General features: G+C 62.8%; 21 protein-coding genes. 11 read left to right on the top strand and 10 right to left on the bottom strand.

Going from position 1 to position 25,031, the window contains the following annotated elements; translation table 11 throughout:
- Nucleotides 1-11: 11 nt before the first annotated feature.
- The 4 genes from FEZ60_RS26785 (at nucleotide 12) to FEZ60_RS26770 (ending at nucleotide 4,629) form a co-directional block, all read left to right on the top strand.
- Complete coding sequence (locus tag FEZ60_RS26785; RefSeq protein WP_172937462.1) at nucleotides 12-1,574, top strand: long-chain-fatty-acid--CoA ligase; 1,563 nt, start codon at nucleotides 12-14, stop codon at nucleotides 1,572-1,574.
- 22 nt (nucleotides 1,575-1,596) lie between these two features.
- Entirely contained in the window at nucleotides 1,597-1,998 is a 402-nt protein-coding gene (locus FEZ60_RS26780) for a YchJ family protein (RefSeq protein ID WP_033236749.1), read from the top strand.
- 55 nt (nucleotides 1,999-2,053) lie between these two features.
- On the top strand, nucleotides 2,054-2,641 hold the full coding sequence (locus FEZ60_RS26775) for a hypothetical protein (RefSeq protein WP_033236731.1): 588 nt from the start codon (nucleotides 2,054-2,056) through the stop codon (nucleotides 2,639-2,641).
- An 89-nt stretch (nucleotides 2,642-2,730) separates the two neighbouring features.
- Complete coding sequence (locus FEZ60_RS26770; protein ID WP_172937461.1) at nucleotides 2,731-4,629, top strand: ABC transporter ATP-binding protein; 1,899 nt, start codon at nucleotides 2,731-2,733, stop codon at nucleotides 4,627-4,629.
- A 77-nt stretch (nucleotides 4,630-4,706) separates the two neighbouring features.
- Here FEZ60_RS26770 and FEZ60_RS26765 read toward each other — a convergent pair whose 3' ends face one another.
- Nucleotides 4,707-6,470 carry a DEAD/DEAH box helicase gene (locus tag FEZ60_RS26765; protein ID WP_172937460.1) on the bottom strand — a complete coding sequence of 588 codons (1,764 nt, stop codon included), beginning with the start codon at nucleotides 6,468-6,470 and terminating at the stop codon, nucleotides 4,707-4,709.
- A 102-nt stretch (nucleotides 6,471-6,572) separates the two neighbouring features.
- On the opposite strand from FEZ60_RS26765, the gene FEZ60_RS26760 reads away from it, so the two are divergent.
- The 4 genes from FEZ60_RS26760 to FEZ60_RS26745 all read left to right on the top strand — a co-directional run bounded on the left by FEZ60_RS26760 (nucleotide 6,573) and on the right by FEZ60_RS26745 (nucleotide 10,830).
- Nucleotides 6,573-7,400: a carbon-nitrogen hydrolase family protein gene (locus FEZ60_RS26760; protein ID WP_092807304.1), complete on the top strand. Its 828-nt coding sequence runs from the start codon at nucleotides 6,573-6,575 to the stop codon at nucleotides 7,398-7,400.
- A 55-nt stretch (nucleotides 7,401-7,455) separates the two neighbouring features.
- Nucleotides 7,456-8,097 carry a phosphoribosyltransferase family protein gene (locus tag FEZ60_RS26755; RefSeq protein WP_045069571.1) on the top strand — a complete coding sequence of 214 codons (642 nt, stop codon included), beginning with the start codon at nucleotides 7,456-7,458 and terminating at the stop codon, nucleotides 8,095-8,097.
- Between the two features lie 108 nt (nucleotides 8,098-8,205).
- On the top strand, nucleotides 8,206-8,904 hold the full coding sequence (locus tag FEZ60_RS26750) for a hypothetical protein (protein WP_033236748.1): 699 nt from the start codon (nucleotides 8,206-8,208) through the stop codon (nucleotides 8,902-8,904).
- Nucleotides 8,905-9,042: 138 nt separating this feature from the next.
- Nucleotides 9,043-10,830, top strand: coding sequence for a long-chain fatty acid--CoA ligase (locus FEZ60_RS26745; RefSeq protein ID WP_045069568.1), 1,788 nt, complete (start codon nucleotides 9,043-9,045; stop codon nucleotides 10,828-10,830).
- A 75-nt stretch (nucleotides 10,831-10,905) separates the two neighbouring features.
- On the opposite strand, the gene FEZ60_RS26740 is transcribed toward FEZ60_RS26745, so the two are convergent.
- Both FEZ60_RS26740 and FEZ60_RS26735 read right to left on the bottom strand, forming a co-directional pair.
- Complete coding sequence (locus FEZ60_RS26740) at nucleotides 10,906-12,276, bottom strand: FAD-linked oxidase C-terminal domain-containing protein (protein WP_141486228.1); 1,371 nt, start codon at nucleotides 12,274-12,276, stop codon at nucleotides 10,906-10,908.
- A complete protein-coding gene (locus tag FEZ60_RS26735; RefSeq protein WP_045069564.1) occupies nucleotides 12,273-12,974 on the bottom strand; it encodes a GntR family transcriptional regulator in 702 nt (233 codons plus the stop codon). The genes FEZ60_RS26740 and FEZ60_RS26735 overlap by 4 nt, the downstream gene beginning before the upstream one ends.
- Before the next feature lie 82 nt (nucleotides 12,975-13,056).
- On the opposite strand from FEZ60_RS26735, the gene FEZ60_RS26730 reads away from it, so the two are divergent.
- Nucleotides 13,057-13,674 (top strand): isochorismatase family cysteine hydrolase, encoded by a 618-nt coding sequence (locus FEZ60_RS26730; protein ID WP_141486230.1) that lies wholly within the window; start codon nucleotides 13,057-13,059, stop codon nucleotides 13,672-13,674.
- Nucleotide 13,675: 1 nt separating this feature from the next.
- On the opposite strand, the gene FEZ60_RS26725 is transcribed toward FEZ60_RS26730, so the two are convergent.
- On the bottom strand, nucleotides 13,676-14,317 hold the full coding sequence (locus tag FEZ60_RS26725; RefSeq protein WP_033236722.1) for an alpha/beta fold hydrolase: 642 nt from the start codon (nucleotides 14,315-14,317) through the stop codon (nucleotides 13,676-13,678).
- Nucleotides 14,318-14,399: 82 nt separating this feature from the next.
- Here FEZ60_RS26725 and FEZ60_RS26720 point away from each other — a divergent pair, with 82 nt between their 5' ends.
- Entirely contained in the window at nucleotides 14,400-17,843 is a 3,444-nt protein-coding gene (locus FEZ60_RS26720; protein ID WP_172937459.1) for a TM0106 family RecB-like putative nuclease, read from the top strand.
- On the opposite strand, the gene FEZ60_RS26715 is transcribed toward FEZ60_RS26720, so the two are convergent.
- A complete protein-coding gene (locus FEZ60_RS26715; RefSeq protein WP_172937458.1) occupies nucleotides 17,840-19,015 on the bottom strand; it encodes an amino acid deaminase/aldolase in 1,176 nt (391 codons plus the stop codon). The two genes, FEZ60_RS26720 and FEZ60_RS26715, sit on opposite strands and share 4 nt — an antisense overlap.
- Nucleotides 19,016-19,082: 67 nt before the next feature.
- Nucleotides 19,083-19,730 carry a TetR/AcrR family transcriptional regulator gene (locus FEZ60_RS26710; RefSeq protein WP_033236720.1) on the bottom strand — a complete coding sequence of 216 codons (648 nt, stop codon included), beginning with the start codon at nucleotides 19,728-19,730 and terminating at the stop codon, nucleotides 19,083-19,085.
- Between the two features lie 78 nt (nucleotides 19,731-19,808).
- Here FEZ60_RS26710 and FEZ60_RS26705 point away from each other — a divergent pair, with 78 nt between their 5' ends.
- Nucleotides 19,809-21,122 (top strand): D-arabinono-1,4-lactone oxidase, encoded by a 1,314-nt coding sequence (locus FEZ60_RS26705; protein WP_172937457.1) that lies wholly within the window; start codon nucleotides 19,809-19,811, stop codon nucleotides 21,120-21,122.
- Nucleotides 21,123-21,132: 10 nt separating this feature from the next.
- Here the strand turns inward: FEZ60_RS26705 and FEZ60_RS26700 are convergent, their stop codons facing one another.
- From FEZ60_RS26700 to FEZ60_RS26685, 4 genes are all read right to left on the bottom strand, one after another.
- Entirely contained in the window at nucleotides 21,133-22,095 is a 963-nt protein-coding gene (locus tag FEZ60_RS26700) for an adenosine deaminase (RefSeq protein WP_045069556.1), read from the bottom strand.
- Nucleotides 22,096-22,101: 6 nt separating this feature from the next.
- On the bottom strand, nucleotides 22,102-22,863 hold the full coding sequence (locus tag FEZ60_RS26695; protein WP_045069554.1) for a crotonase/enoyl-CoA hydratase family protein: 762 nt from the start codon (nucleotides 22,861-22,863) through the stop codon (nucleotides 22,102-22,104).
- A gap of 37 nt (nucleotides 22,864-22,900) precedes the next feature.
- Nucleotides 22,901-24,094, bottom strand: coding sequence for an AMP-binding protein (locus tag FEZ60_RS26690; protein WP_033236716.1), 1,194 nt, complete (start codon nucleotides 24,092-24,094; stop codon nucleotides 22,901-22,903).
- A gap of 96 nt (nucleotides 24,095-24,190) precedes the next feature.
- On the bottom strand, nucleotides 24,191-24,991 hold the full coding sequence (locus tag FEZ60_RS26685) for an enoyl-CoA hydratase/isomerase family protein (protein WP_172937456.1): 801 nt from the start codon (nucleotides 24,989-24,991) through the stop codon (nucleotides 24,191-24,193).
- Nucleotides 24,992-25,031 lie beyond the last annotated feature (40 nt).

The raw sequence follows: 25,031 nt of genomic DNA, 5'->3' as shown, positions 1-25,031 counted from the left end.
AAGGTGGTCCGATGTCCGACGCCGCCACTGCAATCATCTTCGATCAACTCGAACACTGGGCGAGCGTCAAACCCGAAGAACCGGCCGTGACGTTCCAGGAAACCACCTATACGTGGGCCCAGTGGCACGGTCGCATCCTGCGCATCGCGGGCGCACTCGCCGAATCCGGGATCGGACCGGGAGACACCGTCGCCTTCCTGGACAAGAACCATCTCTCCTGTCTCGAAATCACTTATGCCGCTTCACTACTCGGGGCCGCAAATGCCATTCCGAACTGGCGGCTCGCCGGCGAGGAACTCGACTACATCCTTGGCGACTGCGGGGCACGCATCCTATTTGTCGGTAACGAACTCCTCCCTCAGGTCGTTGCCATGCGCGATCGCCTCACCGCCGTCGAACTGATCATCGCCGTCGGTAGCGAGAACGACGAATTCGAACCGTGGCTCGACGAAGCCCCGCCGTTGGCAACTCGTCCCGTAGTCACCGCCGACAGCACAGCCCTGATCCTCTACAGCTCCGGAACGACCGGACGCCCCAAGGGAGTTCAACTAACCCACCGAAACCTGTTCGCGCACAGCAACAATGTCCTCGAACTCCTACCGAAACACGATGACGACATATTCCTGGTCGCCATGCCGATGTTCCACGTCGGAGGAACCTGCTACGCCATCATGGCAATTCACGCAGGCGGACGCTGTTATTTCACCCGCGAAGCTGACGGACCGTCGATCTTCGCCGGCCTCGCCGCAGGCGCAAACATCGCATTCCTGGTGCCACCCGTCATCGCCGGAGTCCTGGCAGCAGGCGATCAGGCCGTCGCCGCCTTCCGCGCCTTCAAACGCATCACCTACGGCGCGGCACCTATGCCTCTGCCTTTGCTGCGAGGAGCGCTGGCGGCCTGGCCGGACACCGAGTTCGTCCAGGTCTACGGCATGACCGAAATGGCCGGTGTTGTCACCGCTCTCATGCCTGACGTCCACCGCGACGAATCGCAAGTCGAACGCATGGCATCGGCGGGCACTGCCATTCCGGGGGTCGAGATGCGCATCGTCGATCCCGTCACTCTCGAGGACACCCCCGCCGGAACCGTCGGAGAACTCTGGTGGCGATCGGAGCAATGCACGCCGGGATATCTCAACAAGCCCGAAGCCACTGCTGAAACAATCACACCGGACGGTTGGCTGCGCAGCGGCGACATGGGCCGCGCCGATTCCGAGGGATTTGTCTTCATCGAAGATCGCCTCAAAGACATGATCATCACCGGCGGAGAGAACGTCTACTCACCCGAAATCGAACGAGTCCTCGTCGAGCACCCCGCCGTCGCCGAAGTCGCCGTAATCGGCGTACCGGACAACCGGTGGGGCGAAACCGTCAAAGCCGTGGTCGTCCTGCATGCCGACACCCAGATCGCCGAAGCCGAACTGATCACGTACACCCAGGGGCGTCTCGCAAAGTTCAAGTGCCCCACCAGTATCGATATTGTCGAGATACTCCCGAGGAATCCGACGGGCAAGATCCTCAAACGAGATCTTCGTAAGCCGTACTGGGACAACCACGAAAGCAAGCTGGTCTGAGCTCGCGTGCTGTAATGGGGTGGTGACCTCACGCCGCCCCATTACCGCCCAACTCTGCCCGTGTGGCACCGGCAATTCCGTCGCCGACTGCTGCGGCAAATATCTCGAGGGTGGTGCGTCCGCACCGACCGCTGAAACTCTCATGCGCTCGAGGTACACGGCATTTGCCCTCATGGACACCGACTATCTGAAACGGACCTGGCATCCCGATCACCGTCCCGCCACATTGGATCTGGACCCGCACCAGCGTTGGACCGGGCTCGAGATTCTTTCCACCGAGCGCGGAAGCCTGTTCGATTCCGACGGCACAGTCGAATTCCGCGCCCACTACTCCTACGGGACCGAACGCGGAAACCTCCACGAGCGCAGCAGATTTGCTCGAATCGACGGCCGCTGGCTCTACGTCGACGGCGATATCGGTTAGGTAACTCCGCGCACGCCGTCGCAGAGCCACGGACTGAGAGTCCTACGATCGAACCATGACAACGAACCGGACTAAATCAGTTGCCGCCATCGCTGCCATCATCGTGGGGGCCGGCCTGACCGCGTGCTCACAGACCGCAGAGACCACACCGACCGCCGTCACCACCTCGGTCTCCGCGACCACGAGCGCCGCAGCCGCAGAACCCGCGCCAACCGACAGCTCGGACAAAACCGCCGCAGCCGTCGCAGAATCGAAGCTGACCGTCACCGACGTCCGGATCGGCTCGCACGAGAACTTCGACCGCGTCGTGTACGAGATGGGTGGAACCGGAACCCCCGGATGGCGCGTCAAGTACGTCGACGCGGCTGTTCAAGAAGGCAGCGGCAAGCCCATGGAGATTGCCGGCGGCGCAATAATCCAGGTGCTGATCGACGGTTCCGCCTACCCGTTCGACAGCGGCGTGGAACAGTACTCCGGCCCGAACCCCGTCCCCGGAATCGCTGGTGGAGTTGTCACCGAAGTCAACGGGTCGTCGGTCTTCGAAGGTGTCACACAGTCGTTCGTCGGCGTAACGGAAAAGCAGCCATTCTCGGTGACGCTGCTGACGAACCCCACGCGTGTGGTGGTAGACGTAGCCAAGTAGTGGGCTTGACCTCAAGCACACTCGAGGTTTTACCTTCGTGTCGTACCGGCCGCGTAATCTTCGTGGCCGGCGACCGAAGGGCCTGACACATGAGTATGGAAGTCACCGCGTGGAACGCTATGTACAACGCGATGCACGCGCAAGACGACAAGCGGCCTTTTTCGAAGGCGACGCTGAAAAGAATCGCGACGTTCGCGATTCCGCAGAAACGCAACCTCAGCTGGTACCTCCTTCTGAGCGTGGTGACGGCGGCACTCGCCGTCGCAACACCGGTCCTGGCAGGCCGGGTGGTCAACGCGATAGTCGGCGGCGACGCCGTCAAGGTTGTGGTCATCCTGGCGGTGTTGATCGCGATTGTGGCGATTCTCGAAGCCGCACTCGGACTGCTGACACGCTGGCTCTCCGCGAGTATCGGCGAAGACCTGATCTTGCTCCTGCGGACCACGGTGTTCGACCACGTCCAGAAAATGCCTATCGCGTTCTTCACCCGCACGCGCACGGGAGCTTTGGTCAGCCGCCTCAACAACGACGTCATCGGCGCCCAACGCGCGTTCAGTGACACCTTGTCCGGAGTGGTCAGCAATCTGGTCACGCTGGTGATCACGCTGATCGTCATGCTCGGCATCTCCTGGCAGATCACCGTCCTCGCACTACTGCTCCTGCCGATCTTCGTGATTCCGGCCAGGCGCATGGGTGCCCGGCTAGCGGCTCTCAATCGTGAAGCCGCCAACCATAATTCGGTGATGAGCACCCAGATGACCGAGCGTTTCTCGGCGCCGGGCGCAACGCTGGTCAAACTGTTCGGACGCCCGACACAAGAGTCGGTCGAGTTCGCGGTGCGTGCCCGACGCGTGCGCAACATCGGCGTGCGGACGGCCATGCTTCAGTCCGTTTTTGTCACGGCCCTGACACTCGTCTCAGCCTTGGCTCTAGCCCTCGTCTACGGTCTCGGCGGCTACTACGCCTTGCGCGGGCAGTTGGACGCCGGTGCCGTTGTCTCGATGGCGTTGCTGCTGACTCGGCTGTACTCCCCGCTGACGGCTCTCGCGAGCGCCCGAATGGACGTCATGAGCGCCCTCGTCAGTTTCGAGCGAGTCTTCGAAATACTCGATTTCGCGCCGTTGATCACCGAGAAGCCCAACGCCGTCGCTGTACCGGACGGGCCCGTGTCCGTCGAGTTCAAGAACGTGAAGTTCGCGTATCCGTCGGCGGACAAAGTATCCCTCGCATCGCTCGAGGAAGTGGCGATCCTCGACAGTCGCGGCGGCGAGAACGTGCTCCATGACCTGTCCTTCCGCACCGAAGCCGGCCAGATGGTTGCGCTCGTCGGAACATCCGGCGCCGGTAAATCCACCATCGCCCAAATGATTCCGCGCCTCTACGACGTGGATTCGGGTTCCGTCGAACTTGCCGGCGTCGACGTCCGCGACCTCAGCTCCGATTCCATTCGCGAAACCGTCGGTATGGTCACCCAGGACGGACACCTGTTCCACGAGAGTCTCCGGTCCAACCTGCTACTCGCACGACCTGGTGCATCCGAGACCGAACTCCGCGAGGTCCTCGAGCGAGCGCGCCTCACCGCTCTGGTCGCGTCACTGCCGGAAGGACTCGACACGGTTGTCGGCGAGCGCGGCTATCGACTATCCGGCGGTGAGCGTCAACGCCTGACCATCGCGCGGTTGTTGCTCGCCCAACCTCGCGTTGTCATCCTCGACGAAGCCACCGCCCATCTGGATTCGACCTCCGAAGCTGCGGTTCAGGAAGCACTCGGTGAAGCTCTTGCCGGCCGGACAGCAGTCGTGATCGCGCACCGCCTGTCCACCATTCGCGCGGCCGATCTCATCCTGGTTGTCGAAGCGGGCCGCATCATCGAGCGCGGAACGCACACCGAACTGCTCGCTCACAGCGGTCGGTACGCCGAGCTGTACCGAACCCAATTCAACACCGGCAGTAAAGATTCCCACGATCTCGAGCCCAGCACCCTCTGATACAGAAACAGGCTACAAAAAACAGGCGCTGCTCCCCTTGAACGGGGAGCAGCGCCTGTTAGTTTTCGAGAAGAAGATCAGCTGTCGTAGCGATCGCGTCCGCCACCACGACTGTCGCGTCCACCACGGTCGTCACGACCACCGCGGCCGCTCGGGCGTCCCTGCGGCGGGCCGAAGTCAGGCTGCAACTGGATCAGGACGCCGGAGATACGCGTCCGTCGCAGAGCCTCGAGGGTCTCGTTGGACAGATCTGCCGGCAACTCCACGATGGAGTGATCGGGACGAATGCTGATGTGTCCGAAGTCGCTGCGACGCAAGCCGCCCTCGTTGGCGATGGCACCGACGATGGCACCCGGCACTACGCGATGACGCTTACCGACCGCGATGCGGTACGCCGCCAACTCCTGGCCCTCGGGTCCACGCGAACGCGGAGCCGGACCGTCGTCGAATCGGCGCGGCGGACGCGGTTCGCGCGGCTCACGCTCACGACGCGGCGGTGCCGGCGGCTCGGGAGCGAGCAGGAAGGCGTCGCCGTCACGCGACTGCACTGCCAAGGCGGCAGCGATGTCGATGAGCGGAACATCGTGTTCCTGGTCGTAGTCCTCGATCATCTTGCGGAACAGCGCCAGGTTCTCGGATGCCAGGCTCTCGGTGATGGAGTCACCGAACTTGGAAACACGCTGCGCGTTCACGTCGTCGACGCTGGGCAACTGCATCTCGGCCAGCGGCTGGCGGGTTGCCTTTTCGATGGACTTGAGCAGATGACGCTCACGCGGAGCGACGAACAGCAGAGCGTCACCCTGGCGTCCGGCGCGACCCGTACGGCCGATGCGGTGGACGTAGGACTCGGTGTCGTGCGGGATGTCGTAGTTCACGACGTGCGAGATGCGGTCGACGTCCAGACCACGCGCAGCGACGTCGGTGGCCACGAGGATGTCGAGTGCACCGTTCTTGAGCTGACCGATGGTCCGCTCACGCTGCGTCTGCACGATGTCACCGTTGATGGCGGCAGCGGAGTGCCCGCGAGCGCGCAGCTTTTCTGCCAGCTCTTCGGTGGCCTGCTTGGTGCGGACGAAGATGATCATCGCCTCGAAGTCCTCGACCTCGAGGACACGGGTCAACGCGTCTAGCTTGCGCTGGTGCGCGACCTGGATGTATCGCTGCGTGATGTTCGACGCCGTCGAGGTCTTGGACTTGACCGTGATCTCGACCGGGTTGTTCAGGTACTGCTTCGAGATGCGACGGATGGAACCGGGCATCGTCGCGGAGAACAGGGCAACCTGCTTCTCGCTGGGGGTGTCGCGGAGGATGCGCTCGACGTCCTCCTGGAAACCCATCTTGAGCATCTCGTCGGCCTCGTCGAGAACGAGGTACTTGAGGTTGGTCAGGTCCAGAGTGCCCTTTTCGAGGTGGTCGATGACACGACCGGGCGTACCGACCACAACGTGCGCGCCGCGCCGCAGGCCGGACAGCTGGACACCGTAGCTCTGGCCGCCGTAGATCGGCAGGACGTTGAGGCCGGGGATGTGCGCGGAGTACTTGCCGAATGCCTCGGCAACCTGCAACGCGAGCTCACGTGTCGGAGCCAGCACCAGTGCCTGCGTCTGCTTGATCGACGTGTCGATCCGCGACAGGACGGGAACCGCGAAGGCCGCGGTCTTACCGGTACCGGTCTGGGCAAGTCCGACGACGTCCTTGCCTTCGAGCAGCGGCGGAATGGTGGCAGCCTGGATCGGCGAGGGCGACTCGTAGCCCACGTCAGACAGTGCCTTCAGTACCCGATCATCGATGTCGAGGTCGGCAAATGTTGGGGGTTCGGGGTCACGCTCAATATCACTCATTTGACCAGCAGTTTAGCCGAAGGAGTATAGACACGAGAACCGACCTGCTGAACTATTCCGGTGTATCCGCGTTCACCGGGCGTTTCGCCTAGCGTAAGAAGCATGACTGAAGACGCCGCCAACAGCCCCTCTCGGACCGTCGTTGCCGTTGCCCAGTTCGCCCCCGACATGAACAAGGAGGCGAACCTGAAGTCACTGCGCACTCTGGCGTCCGATGCCGCTGGTCAGGGTGCAAAAGTACTGGTCGCTCCCGAGTACTCGATGTTCACGCCGCCGCGCAGCGACGAGCGCCTGATCGAGTCCGCCGAGGACCTCGGCGGAGACTTCGGAACCGGGCTGTCCGCCATTGCCGCGGAGTTCGGGATCTTCGTCGTCGCCGGAATGAACGAACGTCTGCCCAACGTGAGCAGGATCTCCAACACGCTTGTCGCGATGGACCCGCGCGGCGAATTGGTTGCCACGTATCGCAAGCTTCACCTCTACGACGCGTTCGGCTACCTCGAATCGGCAGTGATCGCGCCTGGCGAGATCGAGGACCCACAGACCTTTCAGTGCGACGGCTTCACATTCGGTCTCCAGACCTGCTACGACCTCCGGTTCCCCGAAGTCACCCGCAGGATCGTCGACGCCGGCGCTGACGTCCTGCTCCTACCGGCGCAGTGGGTACCCGGGCCGTTGAAGGAAGACCACTGGACCACGCTGATCCGAGCGCGCGCGATCGAGAACACCATGTACATCGCCGCAGCGGATCAAAGCGCCCGCGGCGGCGCCGGTGCCAGCATGATCGTCGACCCCATGGGTGTGGTGCTGTGCTCTCTCGGCGAGCAGGTGGGTGTGGCGACCGCGCAGGTCAGCCGCAGGCGAATCGACGAGGTACGCGAAAAGAATCCCGCCCTCTCACTGCGTCGGTTCACAGTTACCGAACGGTGACGGGAGAACCGAGTAGCGTCGGAAGTATCGGGGTCACACCTCAATCAGGACAGCTATGGCACAGTACCGAGACCGATTTGCCGCAGGCCGGGCCCTTGCTGCGATGTTCGCCCGGTCGCTGGACGCCGCGCGACTCCACGATCCCGTCGTTCTCGGACTGCCGCGCGGCGGCGTTCCTGTCGCGATCGAGGTCGCGTCGGCGCTGGATGCACCGCTCGACATCCTCGTAGTACGCAAACTCGGCTCCCCCCGAAATCCCGAACTGGCTCTCGGTGCCATCGGCGAAGGTGACACCCGCGTACTCAACCACGACGTGATTGCCGCCGAGCGGGTATCACCGCAAGCGCTGGCCCGGGTCGAAGAGTCCGAGCGAGCAGAACTCGAGCGTCGGGCACACCTCCTCCGGGCCGGCCGCCCGGCAGTTCCGCTCAGCGGGCGAACGGCCGTCATCGTCGACGACGGAATGGCGACGGGAGCGAGTGCCGCTGTGGCGTCGGCATGTGCCAGGGCGCAGGGTGCAACGGGAGTGATCGTTGCCGTCCCCGTCGCATCACCGGAATCGATCCGCCTGCTTGCCGATTCGGCCGACCGCGTCATATGTCCCTTCGTTCCGGCGATACTCGGTGGGGTCGGCGCGGCCTTCGACGACTTCCATCAGCTGACCGACTCCGAGGTCGTTGACCTGCTCGAAGGATGAACTTCTCGACTTTTCAGAAAACTTGTGTGATGTGTGCAACATTTTGCGCCTCGGTGCCGATAGCCCGTGTGGAGCAGAAACGACACAGGCAGTTTTCTGGAGGACATCGTGAGCATCTCGACCGATACCGTCGACGTAGTCGCAGCAGCATGCCGCGACCGATTAGGCGACCCCTCTGCATGGGTGGCTTCCGACGCCTACCGCGCGAGCCTGGCCCTGTGCATCATCGAGTCCGTGCAGTCCAGTTGCGGCCACAGCGAAGTTGCCGTCGTCGACCGGTACCTCGCCTACCGGCAAGCTCGTGAATCCTTACCAGTGACCGACGGCGCACGTGAACTCCTCCGAACCTTCGAAGAAGCGGGCAGTTCCGACCAATGGGCCGGCAAGATCGGCTCGTACAAGCGTCGATACACCGCGACCGGCGTTCCGATCGAGGCACGACACATCCAGCAGGTCGCCGAGCGCTTGCATCACCTGCACATCAACTCTGTCGAAGATCTTCTCGCCGCCGCTGATTCCGATCACTCACTCGACGCCGTCCGGCAAGCGTGGACCGAAGCGTGCGGCGACGACGCGGAAGTCACCTGGGCACATCTGCTGATGCTGGCAGGTATCCCCCACACCGATCTGGGCACCGCCGCCGACACGTTCATCAGCACAACACTCGGCACGACGGAACCTCTGACGGACGCGGCCGAGATACTCGCAGCAACCGCGGAGCAACTGGGAGTGGATTCAGACAGATTGGACTACGCAATCAGGCGCTGGCTGTCGATCCACGGGCGGTCGTTGGAGCGCGCCGCATAAGTAAACCGCAACATCGAGTAACACTAATTCCCTGGTCGGGGCCCAACTGGATCTACCGAATAGTAACGACAGTGCAAAATAACGACTAATGTGATGCAATGCACATCGAAGTTATCGGTAGTCACTGGAGGGGTCAAAGTGCGTGAGTTTTCAGTTCCACAGACGTTCACAATTCCGGAGAACGCGTCAATGGCGGATTCGGTGTTCCGGCACGCCAGCGAAGACCCCACATTCGTGCCGTTCCAGCGACTCGTCAACGGCGCGTGGGTCGATGTCACAGCAGCCGAATTCGCCAAGCAGGTCTCGGCCGTAGCGAAGGGGCTGATCGCGTCCGGAGTCGAGCTCGGCGACCGCGTCGCTATCCTCTCGGCAACACGCTACGAGTGGGTTGTCACCGACTACGCGATCTGGACAGCCGGCGGCTGCACCGTCGCCATTTACGAAACCTCTTCCCCCGATCAGGCGCAGTGGATCCTCGAGGATTCGGCTACGTCTCTGCTGATCGTCGAGACTGCCGATCACGCCAAAAACATCAAGGACGTCACCGAAGCCGCCGCGGCGCTTCGTGAGGTCCTCGTCATCGAATCAGGCGCTCTCGAAGACCTGACGAGTCGCGGTGCCGCAATCACCGACGAAGAACTCGAAACCCGTCGTCACCAGGTCACGGCCGCATCGCCGGCAACGTTGATCTACACCTCCGGCACCACTGGCCGCCCCAAGGGCGTCCAGCTGACACACGCCAACTTCTACGCAGAGTCCGCCGCGTGCCGCCTGGCCATGCCGGAATCCATGGTTCCCGGCAAGAAGACCCTGATGTTCCTGCCGCTCGCTCACGTCTTCGCGCGGGCAATCTCCTTCGGCGCCTTCGACTCCAAGGTCACCGTTGGCCACACGTCGGACCTCACGACACTCCTCGAGCAGTTTGCCGTGTTCAAGCCGACCTTCATTCTCTCGGTTCCGCGAGTATTCGAGAAGGTGTTCAACTCGGCACGCCAGAAGGCAGTCGACGGCGGCAAGGGCAGCATCTTCGACAAGGCAGCAGCAACGGCCATCGAGTACAGCGAAGCGCTCGAAAAGGGCGGCCCCGGCATCGCACTCAAGCTCAAGCACGCTGTGTTCGACAAGCTTGTGTACTCGAAGCTGCGTGCGGCCCTCGGCGGCGACTGCGAACGTGCGGTCTCCGGCGGCGCTGCACTCGGAGCCCGCCTGGGTCACTTCTTCCGTGGCGTCGGCATCCCGATCTACGAGGGCTACGGCCTCACCGAGACCAGCGCCGCCATCACGGTCAACACCTCCGCCGCGCAGCGCGTCGGAACCGTGGGCAAGCCGATCAACGGTCATGCCGCTCGCATCGCAGACGACGGTGAACTCCTGGTGCAGGGTCCGGTGGTCTTTGCCGGCTACTGGCACAACGAGAAGGCCACTGCAGAGTCGATCATCGACGGCTGGTTCCACACCGGTGACCTCGGATCGATCGACAACGAAGGCTACGTCTCGATCACCGGGCGCAAGAAAGAAATCATCGTCACCGCAGGCGGAAAGAACGTCGCACCGGCCGGTCTCGAGGATTCACTCCGCGCTCACGCTCTGATCAGCCAGTGCCTCGTGGTCGGTGACGGCCAACCATTCATCGGCGCACTGATCACACTCGACCTGGAAACCCTGCCCGGTTGGGTCGAGCGCAACGGCCTGCCGGCCGGAAGCCCCATCGCCGATCTGATCAAGAATGCCGATCTGATCGCCGAAATCGACTCCGCGGTCGCGGACGCGAACAAGAAGGTCTCGAACCCGGAGCAGATCAAGAAGTACACGATCCTCGAGGTCGACTTCACCCAGGAGGGCGGCGAACTGACCCCGACGCTCAAACTCAAGCGAAACATCATTCACGAAGCACACAAGGGTGCGATCACGGATCTGTACGCCTGATCTCACAGCAAGCATGTGGCCCGGTTCGCCAATGATTCACATCGTTGGCGAACCGGGCCATTTCTGTATGACTGCTCAGATACCGCGACCGGGGTTCAGGATGTTCCTCGGGTCGAAGGCGGCTTTCACCGAGAGCATCAACTCACGTTCGACCGAACCGATCATGTCGGACATGTACGGCGCCTTGAGAACTCCGATGCCGTGCTCACCGCTGATCGTGCCGTCCAGTTCGAGTGCCGCGTGCACGATGTCGTCGAACGCCCCACGCGCGCGATCCTGCGCGCCCACTTCCCCGGCGTCGAACACGATGGTGGGATGGAGATTTCCGTCTGCCGCATGACCGAAGGTTCCGATGGTCACCGAGTGCCGCTCAGCCGCGTCCTGGATACGTTCGAGCATTCGGGGCAACGCCGGTACCGGGACGGCAACGTCGTCGAGTAGCACGGTTCCCATCGCCTCGAGCGCCGGCAACGCCATGCGACGCGCGGCGGTGAACGCGTCACCTTCCTCGGGATCGTCGGTGTGGAACACCTCGGTTGCGCCGACGCGCGTGCAGGCCGCCGCGCAGTCTGCCGCTTCCTGCACGGCAGATCTACCGTCGCACTGAATGAGAAGCATCGCCCCTGCCGATTCGTCGAGACCCATTCTCGTGAAGCGGTTTACAGCGTCGATGGTCACTGCGTCCATCAACTCCAACTGACACGGTTCGGCAACCGCGGCGACGGCCAGGACCGCCTCGATCGCTTTCTCCGCCGAGTCGAAGAACGCAACAACCGTGGTTGCAGCCGTGGGCGCGGTCCGCAGCCGCATCGTGGCTTCGACGATGACGGCAAGCGTCCCCTCGGAACCAACCAGGAGATGGGTCAGGTCCAGACCTGCCACATTCTTGCGAGTCTTTGCTCCGGTGCGGATCACGCGACCGTCGGCGAGAACTGCGGTGAGCGCCGCGACATGGTCGCCGGTGACTCCGTATTTGGCGCAACAGATACCACCGGCATTGGTGGCCAAGTTACCGCCGATACTCGAGATTGCCCGGCTACCGGGGTCCGGAACATACCAAAGTCCTTGTGCGCGAGCCGCCTCCGCAAGATCGCCGTTGATCACACCAGGCTCCACTGTTGCCGTGCGGGCCGCGGCATCTATGTCGAGAATGCGATTCATACCCGCAACGCTGAGCACAATGCACCCGTCGAGAGCATTGGCAGCACCGGCCAAACCGGTTCCCGCGCCGCGGGTCACGACCGGAATGGAGAGTTCGTGGGCAACCGTCATCGTCGCGGCGACATCATCGACGGACGTTGCCTTGACCAGAGCCGCCGGAACACCGGCGGTGGTCAGCAAGGATTGGTCCCGGGTATAGGCGCCCATCCGATCGGGATCCGTGGTCGCCTTCTCCCCCAGCACTTCCCGCAGTCGGTCTCCCAACATGTCCACCGTTGTCGTCATTTCGAGTGTCCTTCGTAGAAACCTCGCACATGCTTCTCGACAAGCTGTGCCGCATAATCGGATTCACCGGCCGCAATCGCATCGGCGATCGCTTCGTGCTCCGCGAGCAGTACCCCGAGAGTGGCCGCCGAGTCCTCGACCGCCTCGAGTTCACTCATCAGATAGCCGGCGATAGACTCGCGCAGAACCGTCATCACCAGCGCAAAGGCGCGGTTCCCACCGGCACCCGCCAAGGCGACGTGAAAGTCGACATCCGCGTCGTGGAACGCGGACGCGTTGTTGTTCTCGGTGGCGCGACGCATCTCCTCGATGGCAACGCGCGCAGCACCAGGAACCTCACGGACACCGCGCAGTGCCGCGGCTTCGAGGAGCACCCGCAATTCGACCAGGTCCGGAAGCGGAACGGCACCCACCTGCACAGCCGTGCTCAACGCCGTGGCTGCAGAATCGGCTGTGTTCTCGTGCGTCACCTTGGGACGCGCTGTCGACACGGTGTCGGCACCGGTCACCAACCCTTGCGCCTGAAGTACGCGCAGCGCTTCGCGGACGGTGGAGCGGCCCACCGAAAAAGCCTGTGCCAGTTCCTGCTCCGTTGGCAAGGACTCGCCGACCGGTAGAGACCCGTCGAGAATCGCGTCTCGGAGCCTGCCGGACACCGCAAGGCTCAGCGGGATACGCGAGAGCGGAGTTATGTCCATGTCGTCGACGCTACCTCTTGCCTGCTTGTCAGACAAACTGTTTAATGGAAGTGGCCCGAAACACACAACCAAAGGTGTCGACATGACCGAAAAGCTCGAGTTGGACCCCGCAACCACCGCAGTCGTGCTCATCGAATACCAGAACGACTTCACCACCGAAGGCGGCGTCCTTCATGACGCTGTCGCCCCCGTGATGGAATCGACCGGACTACTGGCGAACACCACGGCACTGGTCGAGGCCGCTCGCTCCGCCGGCGTCACAGTTATGCACGCGCCGATCACGTTTGCCGAGGGATACAACGAGATCACCTCGCACCCGTACGGAATCCTCAAGGGCGTCGTGGACGGAAAGGCATTTGTCAAAGGCAGTTGGGGAGCCGCAATCGTCGACGAACTGACTCCACAGGACGGCGATATCCTCGTCGAGGGCAAGCGCGGCCTCGACACTTTTGCAAGCACCAATCTCGATTTCATCCTGCGCAGCAAGGGAATCCGCACGATCATCCTCGGCGGATTCCTGACCAACTGCTGTGTCGAGTCCACCATGCGCACCGGCTACGAAAACGGTTACCGCGTCATCACTCTCACCGACTGCGTCGCTGGAACCTCAGCAGCAGAACACGAGAACGCCATCACCTACGACTACCCGATGTTCTCGCACCCGGTGACGTCCAAGGATGTGCTCGACGCACTCGCCTGATTCAACGACTGTGCGCGAGAAGGAAATCGCGGCTCACGGCAGTGACGCTGGTGTGTACCTTCTCGTGCAACAGGTCGTGGCCCGCATCCTCGAATTCCCGCATCTCCACATTCGGCAGTGCCGACGCCCAGGTGCGCACCGGCTCGATCGGTGCCATCCGGTCGTCGACGCCGTGCACCACCAGAACCGGGATCCCGGAATCGGCCAAGTCCGCCCACCCGCTCTGGGCAACCGCGTTGCGCGGGATTCCACACAGGACAGCCGACACAAAATGATGATCCTGATGCGTCAGCATCGACAGCGCGGTCACGGCGCCGAGGGAATGCCCCATGACCGCCTGTGGGATACCTGGTAGCGCTTCGCGGGCGATATCCGCCAAGGTCGCGGCATCAGCCGCGAGATCGGACAACGGCGCCGCCACGCCCGGTTCCCCTTCGGACAGTCCGTGCCCGGTGTGGTCGATCGCCCAGACCTCGATGCCGGAAGACGTGAGAGCGTCCGCAAATCGGTGGTACTGACCGCTGTGTTGCCCCAGCCCGTGCAGGAACACCAGTGACATCGCCAGCGACTCGTCGCAGGAAGCGGGCCACCGCCGAAAATGGACCTGACCGCGTCGACCGTCAAAAAAGGGCATGGTGGACATTCTGCCTGGCTCACGGGCATTGCGACGTGCCTGACATGTCCAACCCGCCGTTTTGTCGGTCATCGCTGGCACAATCGCCCCTGTGTTCCTCCTCGATGATCAGATCATCTACAGCGCCAGTGACCTCTCGGCGGCCGCTACATGCGAATTCGGCCTACTGCGGCGACTCGACGCGCGGACCGGGCTGATCAAGGCGGAGGGCGTCGACGCCGATCCGATGCTGGAACGAACGTCCACGCTCGGTCAACACCACGAGCGCGAACAGTTGGAGCGGTTCATCGCCGAACACGGCGACGGTGTGGTTGTCATGGAACGGCCCGAACACACCCGCGCCGGGCTTACCGAAGCAGCACTCGCCACCGTCGAAGCCCTACGCTCCGGTGCCCCCGTCATCTACCAGGGAACATTCTTCGACGGCCGGTTCCTGGGGTTCTGTGATTTCCTGGTGCGCGAGGGCGATCGGTACGCGGTGTACGACAGCAAGCTGTCGCGGCACGCGAAGGTATCGGCACTCCTGCAGTTGGCCGCCTATGCGGACGCGCTGGGCCGCAACGCAATCGCCGCCTCCGACCAGGTGCATCTGATGCTCGGCGACGGCAGCACGTCGTCCCACGACATCGGTGACATCGCGCCGGTGTTCTCGGCAAGCCGAGCCAAGCTAGAGCAGGTTCTCGACGAACATCACGCCGAGGGAACACCCGCCGAGTGGCTCGACGGCCGGTACCTGCGCTGCGGACGGTGCGATACGTGCAGCGTGGAAGTCGAGAACTATCGTGACCTGCTCCTGGTCGCTGGTCTCCGTGGCAATCAGCGGATGCAGTTGATTGCCGCCGGCATCGGGTCGATCGATCAACTGGCCGTCAGCACCGAACCCGTCGACGGTATCCGCCGCGACACTCTGGACAAGTTGCGCGCGCAGGCTGCGTTGCAGTTGCGCCAGGAACAATCCGGCGAGGCCGAGTTCCACATCTACAACGCGTCCGTGCTCGGGGGGCTACCCGTGCCGGACGACGGAGACATCTTCTTCGACTTCGAGGGTGATCCCCTGTGGGCGGAGGACGGTTCCACCGACTGGGGGCTGGAGTACCTGTTCGGCGTCGTCGAAGGTCCGGCGGAGAACTACGTGTTCAAGCCGTTCTGGGCACACGACCGCGCCGGTGAACGCCAAGCGCTCGTCGACTTTCTCGACTACGTGACCGCGCGGCGCGAGGCTCATCCGGGCATGCACGTCTATCACTACGCGGCCTACGAGAAGTCCGCACTTTTGCGACTCGCCGCGCGTCACGGCGTGGGCGAGCAGGTAGTGGACACGCTGCTGCGCGAGAGTGTGCTCGTGGATCTGTATCCGCTCGTTCGCTCGGCCATGCGAATCGGAGCTCGCTCGTACAGCATCAAGAAACTCGAACCGCTGTACATGGGGGAACACGGCCGCGACGGCGACGTCGTCAATGCCGCGGCGTCCGTGGTTGCGTACTCCGACTACTGCGAGCTACGCGAGCGTGGCAAGGACGACGAAGCCAGTGAACTGCTGCAAGGTATCTCCGACTACAACGAGTACGACTGCGAATCGACTCTCCGACTGCGCAATTGGTTGGTCGATCGCGCAGCCGAACACGACATCACCTTGCGTCAGCCAACAGGACAGATCGCCCTGCCGGTCGAAGACCTCACCGAAACCGAAATCGCATTGCGTGAATTCGCCGGGCACAAAGCCGGCCCGACGCGAACCGCCGAGCAACACGCCGCAGCCCTCCTCGCTGCGGCGGTCGGGTACCACAGCCGAGAGAAAAAGCCGCACTGGTGGGCGCACTTCGATCGCTTGTCGGCCCCCATCGAAGATCTTGTCGATGTCCGTGACGTGATGGTGGTCGACGTGCCAGACATTCAAGCAGACTGGCACAAGAACACCGCCAGGCAGAAGCCGCGACGACACATCCAGTTGACGGGCACCCTGGGCACCGGCACGACGTTGAGCCCCGGCACCGACATGTTCGCGCTGTACGACGTTCCCTCTCCCGACGCCGTTGCCGGCGACAATCCGGCGCAGCGCGGCACCAACGGCGTGAAGATAGTCTCGGTCGAAAAATCCGGCAATCTCGACGTTGTCACCATCGAGGAACTACTCCGAGGTGACGAGTTCTCCGAGACTCCCGTTGCGTTGGCTCCCGGACGCCCTATTCCGACGGTGCCGATGGAAAAGTCCATCGCTGCAGCGGCATCAGAAGCCTGCGACGGATTGCCCGGGTTGCCGCGCCGCGCGGCGGTCGACATTCTGCGTCGACTCACGCCTCGAACCCTGTCCGGCGACGCGCTTCCACCGGTCGGCGAAGGCAACGACTACGCGTCCGCGATCACGGCTGCCGTCCTCGATCTGGACGACTCCTATGTTGCGGTGCAGGGCCCACCCGGCACCGGTAAGACGTACACCGGGGCGCGAGTGGTCAAGGCTCTGGTGGAGCAGCACCAGTGGCGTATCGGTGTTGTTGCGCAATCGCATTCGGTGGTGGAGAACATGCTGGGCGGCATAGTCAAGGCCGGCCTCGATCCGGCGCTGGTCGCGAAGAAGGGCAGCCGGAGCCGAATTGCGGAGTGGACCGACATCACGCCCCAGGAGTTCCCCCGCTTCCTGTCCGAAGCGGAATCCACTGGCTGCGTCATCGGTGGCACCGCGTGGGATTTTGCGAACACCGATCGAGTGCCCCCTGGCAGCCTCGATCTCCTTGTCGTCGACGAAGCCGGACAGTTCGCGCTGGCCAACACCGTTGCCGTTGCCGTCTCCGCTCGGAATCTGCTGCTGCTCGGCGATCCGCAACAACTGCCGCAGGTCAGCCAGGGAACTCATCCCGAACCTGTTGACGAATCCGCTCTCGGCTGGCTGGCCGAAGGGCACGGCGCCCTGCCGCCGGAGTTGGGATACTTCCTCGAAAAGACGTGGCGGATGCACCCCGACCTGTGCGCGCCGGTGTCGGCGCTGTCCTACGAGGGCAAGCTGCTGTCCCAGGAATCGGTAAGCGCTGCACGGAAACTCGACGGTCTGGCAGCGGGCGTACACACGGTGTACGTCGACCATTCCGGCAACTCGACGTATTCACCCGAAGAGTCTGCCGTCATCGTGACGCAGATCCGCGAACTCCTCGGCACGCCATGGACCGATCCCAGCGAGTTCGACGGCACCCGGCCCCTGACCGAGGCGGACATTCTGGTGGTCGCGCCCTACAACGCCCAAGTGGGCACCATCGAGCGCGATCTCACCGAAGCGGGATTCACCGATGTCGAGGTGGGTACCGTCGACAAGTTCCAGGGACGTGAAGCGGCAGTCGCCATTGTGTCGATGGCAGCGTCCGCAATCGAGGACGTTCCACGAGGCATGTCATTCCTACTTTCGCGCAACCGCCTCAATGTTGCTGTCTCACGCGGAAAATGGTGCGCCATCATCGTCCGGTCGTATGCACTGACGCAGTACATGCCGACCACGCCGGCGGGACTGGTGGAACTCGGCGCTTTCATGCGCCTGACAGCCGGCTAGCCGAAGCACTGCCCGTCGCCGCGATACGTCGGTACCGCGGTGGCGGTGCCGTCGGCATCGACCAGATTCACGTGGTCGAAACGCTCACACAATTCGCCGGCCTTTGCGTGGCGGAACCACACTCGGTCACCGATCGCGATGTCGCCGGCAACCCGTCCTGTGACCGGCGTCTGCACCTCGCCTGCGCCTTCGTTGCGGAGCAATTTCAGACCAAGTGGGCGCATCGGTTTCGGAACCCTCGCGGCGCCGGCGGGGCCGGAAGCTATGTATCCACCGCCGAAGAGGGTGGTGACCTTCGGGGTCGGCTTGCGAACCGCGGAGAGTGCGAAGAACAGAGCGGGGTCCGGCCGGAAGGCGCGGTATCTGTCGAAGAGTGTTGGCACATACAGCCCCGAACCCGCCGTCACCTCGGTGACCACCGGATCGGCAGAACTGACTTCGAGTGATCCGGTACCGCCACTGTTCACGATCTCGAGGGTGCCCACCGCATCCGTGACCGCAGAAACGACAGCACCTCGCCGGTGCGACAGTTCCCGGGCGGAGGCCTTCTTGACCCAGCCGATCGGCGCGCTGGTGTCCGGTAGTCCGGCGATCTGCGCTTCGTAGAACATGACACCGACGACGGAAAATCCACGGGACCGCGCACGCACAGCCAGTGCGGCAACATCATTCGGTTCGCGGAGCGGAGAGCGTCGTACCCCCAGGTGAATCGGCCCGATCCGCAGGGACGCGTCCACGTCGAGGCACACCCGAATCGGCGCAGCGCCGGGCGCAGCTGATCTGATGACATCGAACTGAGCGTCGTCGTCGATCATCAGCGTGATCGCCGTTATCGCAACCGGATCACCGGCGAGTTCGGCCAACGCTCCACGATCCACGGTGGGATATCCCATCAGGATGTCGCGGGCGCCGAGACCGACCAACCACAATGCCTCCCGCAGTGAGTAGGCCATGATTCCGCGAAAGCCACCCTGCTCGGTGAGCCCACCGCCCAGTGTTTCCTCGAGAACGGCGCGGCACCGGACCGACTTACTCGCAATGCGCACTGGTGTTCCCCCGGCCCGGCGAATCAGATCGGCGGCATTGCTGCGCAGAGTTGTCAGGTCGAGAGCGGCCAGGGGCGGGTCGAAATCAGCAGTAGCGGATGTCAGTCGATCCAGTGTTGTGGTCACGTGTGTCCCATCGTCGCGGCGTCGCGGTCAAGTCAACACCTGAATTGGACGCATGTCCATGACGGGGTCAGTGCTGCGCCTCGATCGCCTTGCCGGCGATGACCTGAACCATTTCGCCGAATTCCGCAATGGTGGCGTCGGAATCACGATCAACCAGCCAGCGCAAGACCAATCCGTCGATCATCGCCAGACTCCATCTCGCCAACGACTGCAAAGACTCTGTCCAGACAGTTCCGGAAATCGTGGCGCATTCTTCGAGAAATGCAATGGCATGCTCGTCCATGATCCGGTACTGATCGCTGGCGACGGCACCGGCACGCTCGGCCCCGAGGTTGCGGCTACGCAGAGCTTGCGCGGTGATTTCGTAGGTCAGCAACTGCCGATCAGGCGTCACCTCGATGAGCGGCCACATCCCGGTCAACCCGATGTGCAGCAGTTCCTTCAGCCCTTGGATCCCGGTCAGATCAGGCGCGTGGCGAACCTGCCCGAAGGCATGCTGGAGCGATTCGCTGAGCTGAACAATCAACGTCTCGCCCATCGCGGCGATGAGCTCCTCTTTGCTCTCGAAACAGTAGTGAACTACGCCGAGCGATACGCCCGCCTCTTCGGCTACAGCACGGACCGTCACTGAACTCACGCCGCGCTGTTCGGCAATGGAAATGGCGGATTCGATCAATTGTGTGCGGCGCTCGTCCGCCGGAAGCCTGTTGAGCATCCCATGATGTTAGAACGGAGATCGGAAAAACTAGGCACAATGCTTGCTTGGACGAACGTCCAAGTACATGATTGTCCAATGGCTTCGGATATCTGGCAGAACTGGGCGGGCACTCAGAGGGCTTCACCACGACAATGGGCAACCCCGCGGAACACCCGTGAACTCGCAGCACTTGTCGTCGAAGCCGCAACACGAGGGTGGCACGTGAAGCCAGTCGGAGCGGGCCATTCCTTTACCGGTGCGGCGGTCACAGACGGAGTTCTTGTCAGCCTCGACAACTTCTCCGGGATCGAATCGATCACCCCCACCGACGACGGGGCGCTGGTCACGGTTCTCGCAGGCACGCGCCTGCGCGCCCTCAACGAGGCGTTATGGCAACGCGGGTACGCCATGACCAACCTCGGCGACATCGACGCCCAATCTCTCGCGGGAGCCCTTGGCACCGGAACCCATGGAACCGGCGCCGCGTTCGGAGGACTTGCGACGCAGATTCACGGCCTCGAAATCGTGACAGCCGACGGAGCAATCGTCACCGCGTCCGCGGATCAAAATCCGGAACTGTTCGAAGCTGCCCGCATCGGCCTTGGCGCGATCGGCATCATCACCAAGGTCACCCTCGCGTGTTCGCCTCGGTTCACATTGCGCGCCATCGAAAAACCCGACACGCTGTCCCACATTTTGGACACCCTGGACGACGAGTGCAGGACCGTCGACCACTTCGAGTTCTACTGGTTCCCCCACACTGATCGGGTCCTCACCAAACGGAACACACGCCTGCCCGGCGACACACCGTTGAAGCCCGTCAGCGCGATCCGAACCTTTGTCGAGGACGAATTCATGTCGAACACGCTCTTCGAGGGCGTCAACCGCATCGCCACCCTGGCGCCGGCCGCGATACCCACCATCAACCAGATATCGTCACGCCTGCTCGGCGCCCGGGAATTCACCGACCGCAGCTATCGGGTCTTTGCATCGCCGCGTCGCGTGAAGTTCAAGGAAATGGAATACGCCGTCCCGGTCGAACACGTCAAAGGTCTACTCCACGAGATCAATCAGTGGCTGGAGCGAACCCGAACCAACGTCGCGTTCCCCGTCGAGGTTCGTTTTGCCGCCGCTGACGACCTCTGGCTTTCCACCGCCAACGGACGCGATACCGCATACGTCGCCGTGCACCAGTATCACCGCCGGTCCGAGACCGAGTACTTTGCCGCAGTCGAAGCGATGGCAAAGGCCGTCGACGGCCGGCCGCACTGGGGGAAAATGCACAACCGGACCGTCGACGACCTACGCCCCACGTACGCAAAACTCGACAACTTCATTGCTGTGCGAGACAAGTACGACGCGGATCGTGTGTTCGACAACGACTACCTACGCCAAGTGCTCGGCGCCTGAGTTCGCTTCGCTAACGCAGCAATTCCGCTTTCCTCGATTCGCTGGCAAACGACGCCTTGATGGAATTGCGGGCCAACGTCTCACGTTCGGACTCGGTCAGCCCGATTGCTCGACCGAGTTCGGCGAAGTTGTCGTCGACGTACCCGCCAAAATATGCCGGATCGTCGGAGTTGACCGTCACGATCAGCCCGAGGTCGAGCATCGTCCGCAACGGATGATCCTCGAGCTTGTCGAACACCCGAAGACGAACGTTCGACAACGGGCAGACCGTCAGCGGTATCTCCTCGTCTACCAACCGCTCGACCAGCGCCGGATCTTCGAGCGCGCGGACGCCATGGTCGATACGTTCTGCACCGAGGATGTCGAGCGCCTGCCAGATGTACTCCGGCGGGCCTTCCTCACCGGCGTGGGCAACCACGTGAAGCCCCTCGGCGCGAGCCCGCGCAAACACGTCCTCGAAGAGTGACGGCGGGTTACCCACCTCCGCAGAATCGAGGCCCAGACCGACAATCGGGGCCTGCAACCGGATGATCTCCGAGAAGATCTCCTCGGCATCTCTGACGGGTTGATCGCGCAGAATCGCGGCAATCGCGCTGCTGCTGAGTCCGAACTCCCGCTCGCTCGATGCAACGGCGTCCATGATTCCGTCGAGAACCTCGGTCAACGGAACACCCCGGACCACGTGCGCTTGCGGGTTGAAGAAGAACTCGGCGTGCGAGACCCCCGCAGCGGCAGCACGGCGGAAGTACGCCCGCGTGAGATCCGCAAAATCCTCGGCTGTGCGCAGAACGGCCATGTTGGCAAAGTACAGATCGAGGAACGACTGCAGATCCGAGAACTCGTACCGGGACTTCAGATCTTCGATGTCCTTGTACGGCAAGTCCATTCGATTTCGCTCGGCGAGGCGGTAGATCTGCTCGGGCTCTAGAGAACCCTCGATGTGCATGTGCAATTCGGCAACTGGTGTAGCCATGTCGTGTTACCGACCCTTCCATACCGGCGCGCGCTTCTCGGCAAAAGCCGTCGCGCCTTCACGTGCGTCCTCGGATACGAAAATCGGTGCCAACAACTGCATCTGGTTGGCAAATGCCTCGTCGTCCGACCATCCGGCGGCCTTGACCATGATCTCTTTGGTGACCGTGACGGCGAGCGGACCGTTACGGCTGATGCGGTCGGCGAGATCCAGCGCACCGTCCAACGCCTGACCTGGTTCTGTCAGTGTGTTCACCAAACCGTACGAGTGCGCTTCCTCCGCCGTGAAAGCGTCTCCGGTCAAGGCGTATTCCAGGGCCTTCTGATACGGAATGCGCTTGGGTAGACGGAACAATCCGCCGGCGCCTGCGACCAGACCCCGCTTGACCTCGGGGATACCGAACTTGGCTTCGCGAGAGGCAACCACCAGATCGGTGGCCAGCACCAACTCGGTGCCGCCTGCCAAGGCAAAGCCCTCGACCGCCGAAATGATCGGCTTTCGCGGCGGCCCCTCGGTGAAACCGAGACCGCGGCCCGGAACCAGCACGTTCTCGCCGGCCACAAACGCCTTGAGATCCATACCGGCACAGAAATTTCCGCCCGCACCGGTCAGCACTGCCAACGACAACTCGTCGTTACCGTCGAGTTCTTCGACAGCTGCTGCCAATCCGTGGCTGACCGCGGCGTTGATCGCGTTTCGTGCCTCGGGCCGGTTGATCGTGATGATCAGCGTCCGCCCACGCCGCTCGGTGAGAACCTCGTCTGCCATGCATCTCCCTCTCGTAGTCTTTCGACACCGCGCATGCTCATGCTGCGTTTCGTTCGACAATACGGACGAAGCCCTCCGCATCGATCTGTGCGGTGTCATGGGTGCAGAACCAGCCCTGCATGAAACGCGACGACGTCACTTCCGGCGAATTCCAGTACCGACGCGCGACACTCGGCCCGCGGCACCACAGTTCGCCGTATCCCCCCGGTGCGTCGGGGCCGTACAACGCGACTTCCATTCCGCCAAAAGCGATTCCCACGCTCCCCAAATGTGTCGAAGCCGATTCGATCGGCAAGATCAGACCTCCGCCACACGTCTCGGTCTTTCCCCAACCCATCACATGCTGAGCGGCCGGAAACGCCGCCAGTAGCTTGTCTTCCTGCTCGGCCGTTACCGGAGACCCACTGCAGTCCACCCACTTCACCGATCGCGAGGCTGCTCGCGCCGCCGGACCCACCGCAAGCAATCGTGGTTCGAGGAGATCCTCGGGGCGCCCGGTGAGAATGTCGACGGTATGGGCGGACTCACGCCAAAAATCACCCGCCACAACAACGGTGCCGCCGATCACCAACGTGGCGAGCACATGAACAAGCTCCCGGACGGATCGAAAATCGCTGTCCACCAGAAGATTCCGCACACCCTCGACGCCGTAGTCACGCGAATGCAGAAGCCCTTCGATTGTCGAGAGCACATTCTCGTTGCTCAATTCGACGCCAAGCATCGCGCCGGACGGATCCGCCGTGTACGCCAGAACCGCCAACTCGTCCGGCGCAGCACCGTCGTCGATGAACGGAACCCCGTGCGGCAATTCCCCATCGAGCACCAACACCGATCCACTATCCGCAATCACCGCGGAAACCTCCGCGTCGCCCCACGCCATGCCGAGAGACACCGGAACCCCACCGGCCAGAATGACTCCGAGGCACGCTTCCAGCCACCGAACGCCGGCCGCAAACCGGATGGCCACCCGATCGCCGATCTCGATTCCCCGCGACTTCAACCCGCCGGCCACCCGAGACGCTTCAGCCCACAGTTCGGCGTAGGTGACCTGTTCTCCGTGTACTTCCTCGACTGCCGTTCGCCCGGCGAACCGGTGCACCGCAACGTCGAGTAACTCCGACAACGACGGATCCAACTGCCGGTAACGCAGCAGACCGTCCGTCGCCCGACTGACCCGCGTATCCGTGAGCAGCCCATTCGAACAGTGATACTCCACAAGCCTCGACCGCATCTGTACCTCCACAGACCGTGACAAACCCACACCCGCGCCATTCGACTATATGACGTGAGTCACAGGTAGTGGAGCACTCTGGCGATACCCGTGTGCTTACTTGCCTGTGTAGACGGCCTTTCCTGGACCTACATCGAGGAAGCTGCGCACAGCGCCGCGAAGGTCCTCGGTCTCGAACAGCGCCCCCGACACTGTCGGTGTCACCGCATCGGCATGAGCGATACCGCCGGAACGCCACGCCGACACGATCTGCTTGGTCGCATCATGTGCCCGCGTCGGCCCGTCAGCCAACCGCGCAACCAATTCCCGCGCCGCCGCGTCGACATCGTCGTGAACGGCATTGACCACACCCCATGATGCAAGCGTCGCCGCGTCGTACAGATCGCCCGTCATCACCAGTTCGCGAGCGCGTCCGGAACCCGCACGCTCGGCCAGGCGTTGCGGCCCACCCATCGACGGCGTCAACCCGACCACTGTCTCCACCAAACCGAACTTCGCCTTGGGCGCGGCGAGAATGATGTCGCAGGCCAGCGAAATCTCGAACGCAGCCGTCAGCGTCAACCCATGCGCGGCGTAGACCACCGGACACGGCAGTGCCTCGAGTGGATGGCAGATCTGCGCAAAAAGCTCGCGCCATAACTCGGCGCCCTGCTCGGCAGTCAAACCGTCGAAAACATGGACGTCGACGCCGGCCGAGTTGACTTTGCCCTCGGCCCGCAGCAACACCGCGCGCGGCGGCGCAGCCGTCAACGACGCGATATCCGCGATCACTGCGTCGAACATCGCCTGATCGAACAAATTGAGCGGTCCGTGAGCAAACGTAAGCACGGCAACCTCGGCACCGCCATCGGTGATGATTCGCTCGAGACGGGTGGGATGCGTTTCGGAAGCAGTCATGGCCGTCACCTTGCCACACCGTGAGCGACATACGATCAGG

Source organism: Rhodococcus sp. MS16 (assembly GCF_013277795.1).
GTDB lineage: Bacteria > Actinomycetota > Actinomycetes > Mycobacteriales > Mycobacteriaceae > Rhodococcus_F > Rhodococcus_F globerula.
This window is presented reverse-complemented; position numbering and strand designations above follow the sequence as displayed.

What these genes read in the sequence shown, in the direction of transcription:
- FEZ60_RS26770 (WP_172937461.1), top strand. Translation starts at nt 2,731, where the DNA reads ATGAGTATGGAAGTCACCGCGTGGAACGCTATGTACAACGCGATGCAC.
- FEZ60_RS26695 (WP_045069554.1), bottom strand. Translation starts at nt 22,863, where the DNA reads ATGGCAGACGAGGTTCTCACCGAGCGGCGTGGGCGGACGCTGATCATC.
- FEZ60_RS26740 (WP_141486228.1), bottom strand. Translation starts at nt 12,276, where the DNA reads ATGACGACAACGGTGGACATGTTGGGAGACCGACTGCGGGAAGTGCTG.
- FEZ60_RS26785 (WP_172937462.1), top strand. Translation starts at nt 12, where the DNA reads ATGTCCGACGCCGCCACTGCAATCATCTTCGATCAACTCGAACACTGG.
- FEZ60_RS26725 (WP_033236722.1), bottom strand. Translation starts at nt 14,317, where the DNA reads ATGTCCACCATGCCCTTTTTTGACGGTCGACGCGGTCAGGTCCATTTT.
- FEZ60_RS26685 (WP_172937456.1), bottom strand. Translation starts at nt 24,991, where the DNA reads ATGACTGCTTCCGAAACGCATCCCACCCGTCTCGAGCGAATCATCACC.
- FEZ60_RS26775 (WP_033236731.1), top strand. Translation starts at nt 2,054, where the DNA reads ATGACAACGAACCGGACTAAATCAGTTGCCGCCATCGCTGCCATCATC.
- FEZ60_RS26730 (WP_141486230.1), top strand. Translation starts at nt 13,057, where the DNA reads ATGACCGAAAAGCTCGAGTTGGACCCCGCAACCACCGCAGTCGTGCTC.
- FEZ60_RS26735 (WP_045069564.1), bottom strand. Translation starts at nt 12,974, where the DNA reads ATGGACATAACTCCGCTCTCGCGTATCCCGCTGAGCCTTGCGGTGTCC.
- FEZ60_RS26690 (WP_033236716.1), bottom strand. Translation starts at nt 24,094, where the DNA reads ATGCGGTCGAGGCTTGTGGAGTATCACTGTTCGAATGGGCTGCTCACG.
- FEZ60_RS26710 (WP_033236720.1), bottom strand. Translation starts at nt 19,730, where the DNA reads ATGCTCAACAGGCTTCCGGCGGACGAGCGCCGCACACAATTGATCGAA.
- FEZ60_RS26765 (WP_172937460.1), bottom strand. Translation starts at nt 6,470, where the DNA reads ATGAGTGATATTGAGCGTGACCCCGAACCCCCAACATTTGCCGACCTC.
- FEZ60_RS26755 (WP_045069571.1), top strand. Translation starts at nt 7,456, where the DNA reads ATGGCACAGTACCGAGACCGATTTGCCGCAGGCCGGGCCCTTGCTGCG.
- FEZ60_RS26760 (WP_092807304.1), top strand. Translation starts at nt 6,573, where the DNA reads ATGACTGAAGACGCCGCCAACAGCCCCTCTCGGACCGTCGTTGCCGTT.
- FEZ60_RS26700 (WP_045069556.1), bottom strand. Translation starts at nt 22,095, where the DNA reads ATGGCTACACCAGTTGCCGAATTGCACATGCACATCGAGGGTTCTCTA.
- FEZ60_RS26705 (WP_172937457.1), top strand. Translation starts at nt 19,809, where the DNA reads ATGGCTTCGGATATCTGGCAGAACTGGGCGGGCACTCAGAGGGCTTCA.